Raw genomic sequence first — 5,922 nt, forward strand, 5'->3', positions numbered from 1 at the left:
CCGGCCAGCCAAAGCTGACCAAGGCCCGTACCGGATCCCTGCAGCGAAAGCCTCGCCCAGATCCTCTGTCACAAATGAGCCGTTTCGCAGAGGAATCCTACAAAGGGGAGGTGGTGGTCCGCAGGATTGACGGAGGGGTGCCGCCGCTCGCGGCCATGCCCCTCCACCACCGCTTCGCGGCGGTCCCCCTCCCCAAGCATGGCTTGGGGAGGAATTGGCGGGATTACTGTCCGTCCTTGGGCGCGTCTTCCGCAGGAGCGTCGCCCGGCGTGCGCTCGACGCGGGAGGTCATGCCGGTGGCCGATGCGTCGTCCATCATCTGCTGATCGGCGGTTCGCTCGGGCGGTGGGGGCGGTGCGGCCTCGGCCATGTTGGCGGGGGCGGCGGCGGGTTCCGCCTCATTCTCCGTCGCGGCCATGTTCTCCTCGGGCATCACCTCTTCGACCCCGGCGTCATTCTCGACCGTGGTGACCGGCTGTTCCTCGGGCTCGGAGCGCGAGCAACCGGCCAGCGCGGGCAGCAACAACCCCGCCGCCAGCAACGCCATGATGCGCTTGTTCGTGATCGTCCTCATAGTCCTGCCTGAGCCCTTTTAGTTCGTGTTGGCCTGCGCACGCTCGGCGGAGCGTGCCTCGATCTTGGTCGCCAGTTGCGCGTCCCAGCCATAGGGGTCCTCGCGGAAGCCCACCTGGCCATCGGCATTGGCGAAGGCGGTCCAGTAGAGCAGATAGACCGCCACCGGCTCCGCCATGGTCGCGCGCACCGTCTTGCCCGACGCCAGCACCGCATCGACCTGCGCCGGTTGCCATTCGGGCGTGGTCTTCAGCATCAGCGCGGCGAGGTCGGCGGGCTTTTCCAGCCGGACGCAGCCATGGCTGGCCAGCCGGTCGAACTTCGAAAAGCCCGATTGCGCGGGCGTGTCGTGCAGATAGACCGCGAAGTCGTTGGGGAAATCGAACTTGAACCGCCCCAGCGCGCTCTTCTCCGACGATTGCTGCAACCGCTTGCTGCCGTCGCCATTGTCGATCACGCGAAAGCCCGCCCGCTTCAGATAGCCGGGATTGGCCCGCTCCTTGGGCCACAATTCCTTGTTCGCGATCGAACTGGGCACGTTCCAGGGCGGGTTCAGCACGATGCTGCGGATCGTCGAGACCAGCATCGGCGTCTCGTTGCCCGGGCGGCCCGTCACCGCCTTCATCGACATGACCGGATTGTCGCCATCGAACACGGTCAGCACGGCGGCGGCGATGTTCACCTGAACCCGCTTGGCCTCCAACTGCTGCGGCAACCAGCGCCAGCGTTCCATGTTCGCCATGATCTGGCGGATGCGCTGCGCCACGGGCACGTTGAGCACGGCGATGGTCTGCGACCCCACGGTGCCGACCGGGTTCAACCCATAGCGCCGCTGCGCTCGGCGCACCGCCGCCAGCAGATTCTCGTCAAATGTCTCGCCGCCGGTGCCGACCCCGGAATCCTCCATCGCGAGCCGCTTGCGCAGCGCCAGCACCTGCGGCCCGCTCGCCCCGAAATTGATCGTGGTCGCCGACAACGCGGTCCAGCCGCCCGCCGCCGCCATCGCGCGATAGCGGGCCAGCCCCTTCACCAGCGCGTCATAGCCCGCATAGGGCGGCGGCAACGAGGCGATCCATGCCGCCAGCCGGTCGCGACGCACCGCATCGGCAAAGCCCGGCAGCGGGTCATAGGCCTGGGGACGGATGCCCCAATCCTTGGTGAAATCGGCGGTATCCAGCCGACCGGCATGAACCGCATGGGCATAATCGAGCGCGACGCGGGTCAGCACGGCTGGCGACAGGCCGGACAGGTCGCGCGGCGGCCCCTGTCGCAGCCCCTGGGACACCTCACTCTGTGCCACCAGGGTGGCGAGTTGGCGAAGCTGTGCGTCGGACAGGGTCGGCACGGCGACGCTGGGCACGGCGGTCTGCGGCAGGGGCTGGACGATGGGGCCGCCCGGCATCTGCGCCTGGGCGGGCGGGCCCGGCAGCATCACCGGCGGCGGCGCGACCTGCGCCATCAGGGGCGTGGCCACCAGCGACCCCGCCGCCAGCGAGCCGAGAAGCCGGGCGATGGAGGGGCCGAAAACGGGGAAATGCGATGCGGTCATGTCGGTATGATAGCCCCTATTCATCGGAATGTCGTCGCAGGAGCGCGCGCTTATAACACGCAATCCTACGCCAAGCTGAACCGATCGCGGGATCGACGGGGAATTTCATGCCCGGCCGTGGTGCCAGAGCCGATCGGCATTCATGCTATTCCTTCTTCCCTCTCCCCTGGACAGGGGAGAGGGAAGGCCCTTCTCATCACACGCTTCCCCCGCTTCCGACAACGCTGCCCGGCGTCGTGCTGCGGATCACCAGCTCGGTCGCGATGGTTTCCGCCTCGGGGCGCAGTTCGCCGCCCTCCAGCGCTTCGATCAGCCGCGCCACCGCCCGCGCGCCCATCTCGGCCATCGGCGCGCGGACAGTGGTCAGCCTGAGATAGCGGGCCAGAGGAATATCGTCGAAGCCCGTCACCGCGACGGCGCCGGGCACGTCCACCCCCGCCTCGCGCAATGCCGCCATCACGCCCAGCGCCATCATGTCGTTCGCCGCAACGATGCCGTCACAGGCGATGTCCCGCGCACGCAGTTCCGCGACCGCCGCGCCGCCCGATTCCTCGTGGAAATCGCCCGCGATCACGATCGGCTCGGCCTCGGGGACCAGGCGCGCCATCGCGTCGAGAAAGCCCCTGCGCCGCTCCTCCGCGTCGATATTGGCGGGCGGTCCCGAGACATGGACCAGCGCGCGCCGCCCCTGCGCCACCAGATGCGCGACGCTCGCCGCGATCCCGGCGGCATTGTCGATGCGCAGTGCGGCACGGGCCACGCCGGGCGACGAATTGACCAGCATGGCTGGCATGTCGGGCGGCAGCGCCTCGTCCAGCGCCTGGGTGTCCAATTGCGGGGCCATGACGATCATCCCGTCGACCCGTCCCCGCATCGATCGCACCGCCTGTGCCGCCAGCACGGCATCGGCGTGCATGTTGGACAGGAGCAGGTGATAGCCCCGCGCCGTCACTTCCCGGTCCATGCCACGCACGATCTCCGAGAAGAATTCGCCGTGCAGGTCGGGCAGGACGACACCGATCGCATGGCTGCGCGACAAGGACAGGCTTCGCGCGCCGGCATGGGGGACATAGCCGAGCGACTGCGCCACCGCCATGATCCGCGCCCGCGTCTCCGGATGGACGCTGACATGCCCGTTCATCACGCGCGACACCGACGCGACCGAGACCGCCGCTTCGCGCGCCACATCGCGGATCGTGGCCGATCCCTGCCTCACACCCCACTCCCTTCCCGCTCATGGCCGGGTCGATCCGGCCTTGCCCAACCGCTTGTGCGAAGGGTCTTGCCCGTGTAACCGGTTACAAAAGGCCCTTAAGGCGAAAGTCCATGCAACCGGTGAAGCGCAGGACGTTCGCCCGATCATGGCATGTCAGGAGAGAGATTGTCCATGTCCGACATCCGAATTTCGCGCCGTGCGGCGCTGCTGGGCGCAGGCGCGGTGGCGGCTTGGGCGGCCAGCCCGGCCCGCGCGCTGCTGGCACGGGGCGACGGCACCGCCCTGTCCCCGGCGATCGAGGCGATTCTGGCGAAGATGACGCTGGAGGAGAAGGCCGGGCAGTTGCAGCTCAATGCCGCGGCCTGGGGCGGCGGAATCGCCACCGCGCTCAACCCGCCCTCCAACGGCCCCAGCTTCGAGGGGCAGATCGCCGATGCGGTCGCGGGCAGGCTGACCGGCGTGTTCAACGGCAATGGTGCGGAGATGGCACGGCGGATGCAGCGCGCGGTGATGCGCGATTCGCGCCTGAAGATTCCGCTGATCTTCGCTGCCGATGTGATCCACGGCCATCGCACCATCTTCCCGGTGCCGGTGGCGGAGGCCGCCAGTTTCGAGCCCGATCTCGCCATGCGGACCGCACGGATGGCGGCGTTCGAGGCGGCGGCGGCGGGCATCGACTGGACCTTCTGTCCGATGGTCGACATCGCGCGCGACCAGCGCTGGGGCCGTACCGTGGAGGGCGCAGGGGAAGACGTGCTGCTCGGCAATCTGTTCGCCGCCGCACGGGTGAAGGGTTTCCAGGGCGAGGATCTGTCCGCCGACGATGCGGTCATGGCCTGCATCAAGCATATCGCCGCTTACGGGGCGGGCGAGAGCGGGTTGGACTATAATATCGTCGACCTGTCCGAACGGACTCTGCGCGAAGTCTATCTGCCGCCCTACAAGGCCGGGTTCGATGCGGGCGCGATGAGCGGCATGGCCTCGTTCAACGAGATCGACGGCATCCCCTCCACCGCCAATCCCTGGCTGATGAAGCAGTTGCTGCGCGACGAGTGGAAATTTCCCGGCATCGTCGTGTCCGACTATACCGGCGATGAAGAGATGATCGCGGCGGGCTTTGCCAAGGACGGCAAGGACGCGGCGCGCCTCGCCTTTCTGGCAGGCGTCGACATGAGCATGCAGTCCAATCTCTATGCCGAGCATCTCCCCGCCCTGGTGCGCGAGGGGGCCGTGCCGCAGGAGGTGCTCGATCGCTCGGTGCGGCGGGTGCTGGCGGTCAAGCAGATGCTCGGCTTGTTCGACGATCCCTTCCGCCGGATCGATCGCAAGCGCGAAAAGGCACGCTCCCGCACCAAGGCCGCGATCGCTCTGTCGCGCGAGGCGGCGCAGAAGGCGATGGTCCTGCTCAAGAATGACGGCGACCTGCTGCCGCTCGACAAGAGCCGCCGGATCGCGCTGGTCGGCCCCTTCGCCAGCGGCCAGCACGACCTGAACGGACCCTGGGTGGTCTATGGCGACAACAACCAGGCGATCGACCTGGCCACCGGCCTGCGCGACGCGGGCGCGCGGAACGTGACCGTCACGCCGGGCTCGGGCGTCGAGGAGCCGCTGCCCGGCGGGATCGAGGCGGCGGTCGCCGCGGCGCAGGGCGCGGACGTGGTCGTGCTGGCGATCGGCGAGAGCGAAACCATGTCGGGCGAGGCGCAGTCGCGGACCTCCATCACCGTCCCCGCGCCGCAAATGGAACTGGCCGAGGCGGTGGCGAAGACCGGCAAGCCGGTGGTCGTCCTGCTGAAGAATGGACGCGGCCTCGCGCTGGAGGGGGCGGTGCGGGATGCGCCCGCCATCCTCGTCACCTGGTTCCTGGGGTCGGAGACGGGCCATGCCATCGCCGACATCCTGTTCGGCGCGGTCGGCCCCTCGGGTCGCCTGCCGCTGAGCTTTCCGCATGAAAGCGGGCAGGAGCCCTATTACTATGCGCACAAGGCGACGGGCCGCCCCGCGCCCGAGGGCCCGCGCGTCCCCTACAAGACGCAGTGGCGCACCGCGCCCCATGCCGCGCTCTACCCTTTCGGACACGGCCTGACCTATGGCGCGGTCCGCTATGGGGCGGCGGAGGTGCCCGCGATCCTGGCATGGGATGGGCGGATCACCGTATCGGCGACCGTCACCAACACCGGCAAGCGTGCCTGCGAGGAATTGGTCCAACTCTATATCCGCGACCGCGTCGCCAGTATCACCCGCCCGGTCCGCGAGCTGAAAGCGTTCCGCAAGGTCGCCCTCGCCCCCGGTCAGAGCGAGAAGGTCAGCTTCAATCTGACCCGCGCGCAACTGGAATTCCTGGGCAGGGACCTTCGCCCCACGGTCGAGCCGGGCCTGTTCGACGCCTGGATCGCACCATCGGCCCAGGCCGAGGGCGCGCACGGCACATTCGAGCTGACAGCATAGCTTGCCAGCAAAGGTCGACATTCATGGCATTCCTCCCCTGGCAGGGGAGGTGGCAGGCCGTCAGGCCTGACGGAGGGGGTCGCCCTCTCGATAGCGCGACACCCCTCCCCTTCAGGGGAGGGGCCGGGGGTGGGGC

General features: G+C 68.5%; 4 protein-coding genes. 1 reads left to right on the forward strand and 3 read right to left on the reverse strand.

The window, feature by feature from the left end; translation table 11 throughout:
• Positions 1 to 223: 223 nt before the first annotated feature.
• The 3 genes from SM191_RS19030 to SM191_RS19040 form a co-directional block, all read right to left on the reverse strand.
• The gene (locus tag SM191_RS19030; RefSeq protein ID WP_341507582.1) at positions 224 to 574 is read right to left on the reverse strand and encodes a hypothetical protein; all 351 of its coding nucleotides are present in this window, start codon (positions 572 to 574) and stop codon (positions 224 to 226) included.
• Between the two features lie 18 nt (positions 575 to 592).
• Positions 593 to 2,122: a L,D-transpeptidase family protein gene (locus SM191_RS19035; protein ID WP_341507583.1), complete on the reverse strand. Its 1,530-nt coding sequence runs from the start codon at positions 2,120 to 2,122 to the stop codon at positions 593 to 595.
• Positions 2,123 to 2,318: 196 nt separating this feature from the next.
• The gene (locus SM191_RS19040) at positions 2,319 to 3,338 is read right to left on the reverse strand and encodes a LacI family DNA-binding transcriptional regulator (RefSeq protein WP_341507584.1); all 1,020 of its coding nucleotides are present in this window, start codon (positions 3,336 to 3,338) and stop codon (positions 2,319 to 2,321) included.
• 171 nt (positions 3,339 to 3,509) lie between these two features.
• Between SM191_RS19040 and SM191_RS19045 the strand changes: the two genes are divergently transcribed.
• Complete coding sequence (locus tag SM191_RS19045; RefSeq protein WP_341507585.1) at positions 3,510 to 5,786, forward strand: glycoside hydrolase family 3 N-terminal domain-containing protein; 2,277 nt, start codon at positions 3,510 to 3,512, stop codon at positions 5,784 to 5,786.
• Positions 5,787 to 5,922: the final 136 nt, after the last annotated feature.

It is taken from the genome of Sphingomonas sp. 2378, from assembly GCF_038084995.1.
Lineage (GTDB): Bacteria > Pseudomonadota > Alphaproteobacteria > Sphingomonadales > Sphingomonadaceae > Sphingomonas.

Excerpts from the sequence above, each read along its gene's own strand:
- SM191_RS19030 (WP_341507582.1), bottom strand. The coding sequence starts at position 574 with ATGAGGACGATCACGAACAAGCGCATCATGGCGTTGCTGGCGGCGGGG.
- SM191_RS19035 (WP_341507583.1), bottom strand. The coding sequence starts at position 2,122 with ATGACCGCATCGCATTTCCCCGTTTTCGGCCCCTCCATCGCCCGGCTT.
- SM191_RS19045 (WP_341507585.1), top strand. The coding sequence starts at position 3,510 with ATGTCCGACATCCGAATTTCGCGCCGTGCGGCGCTGCTGGGCGCAGGC.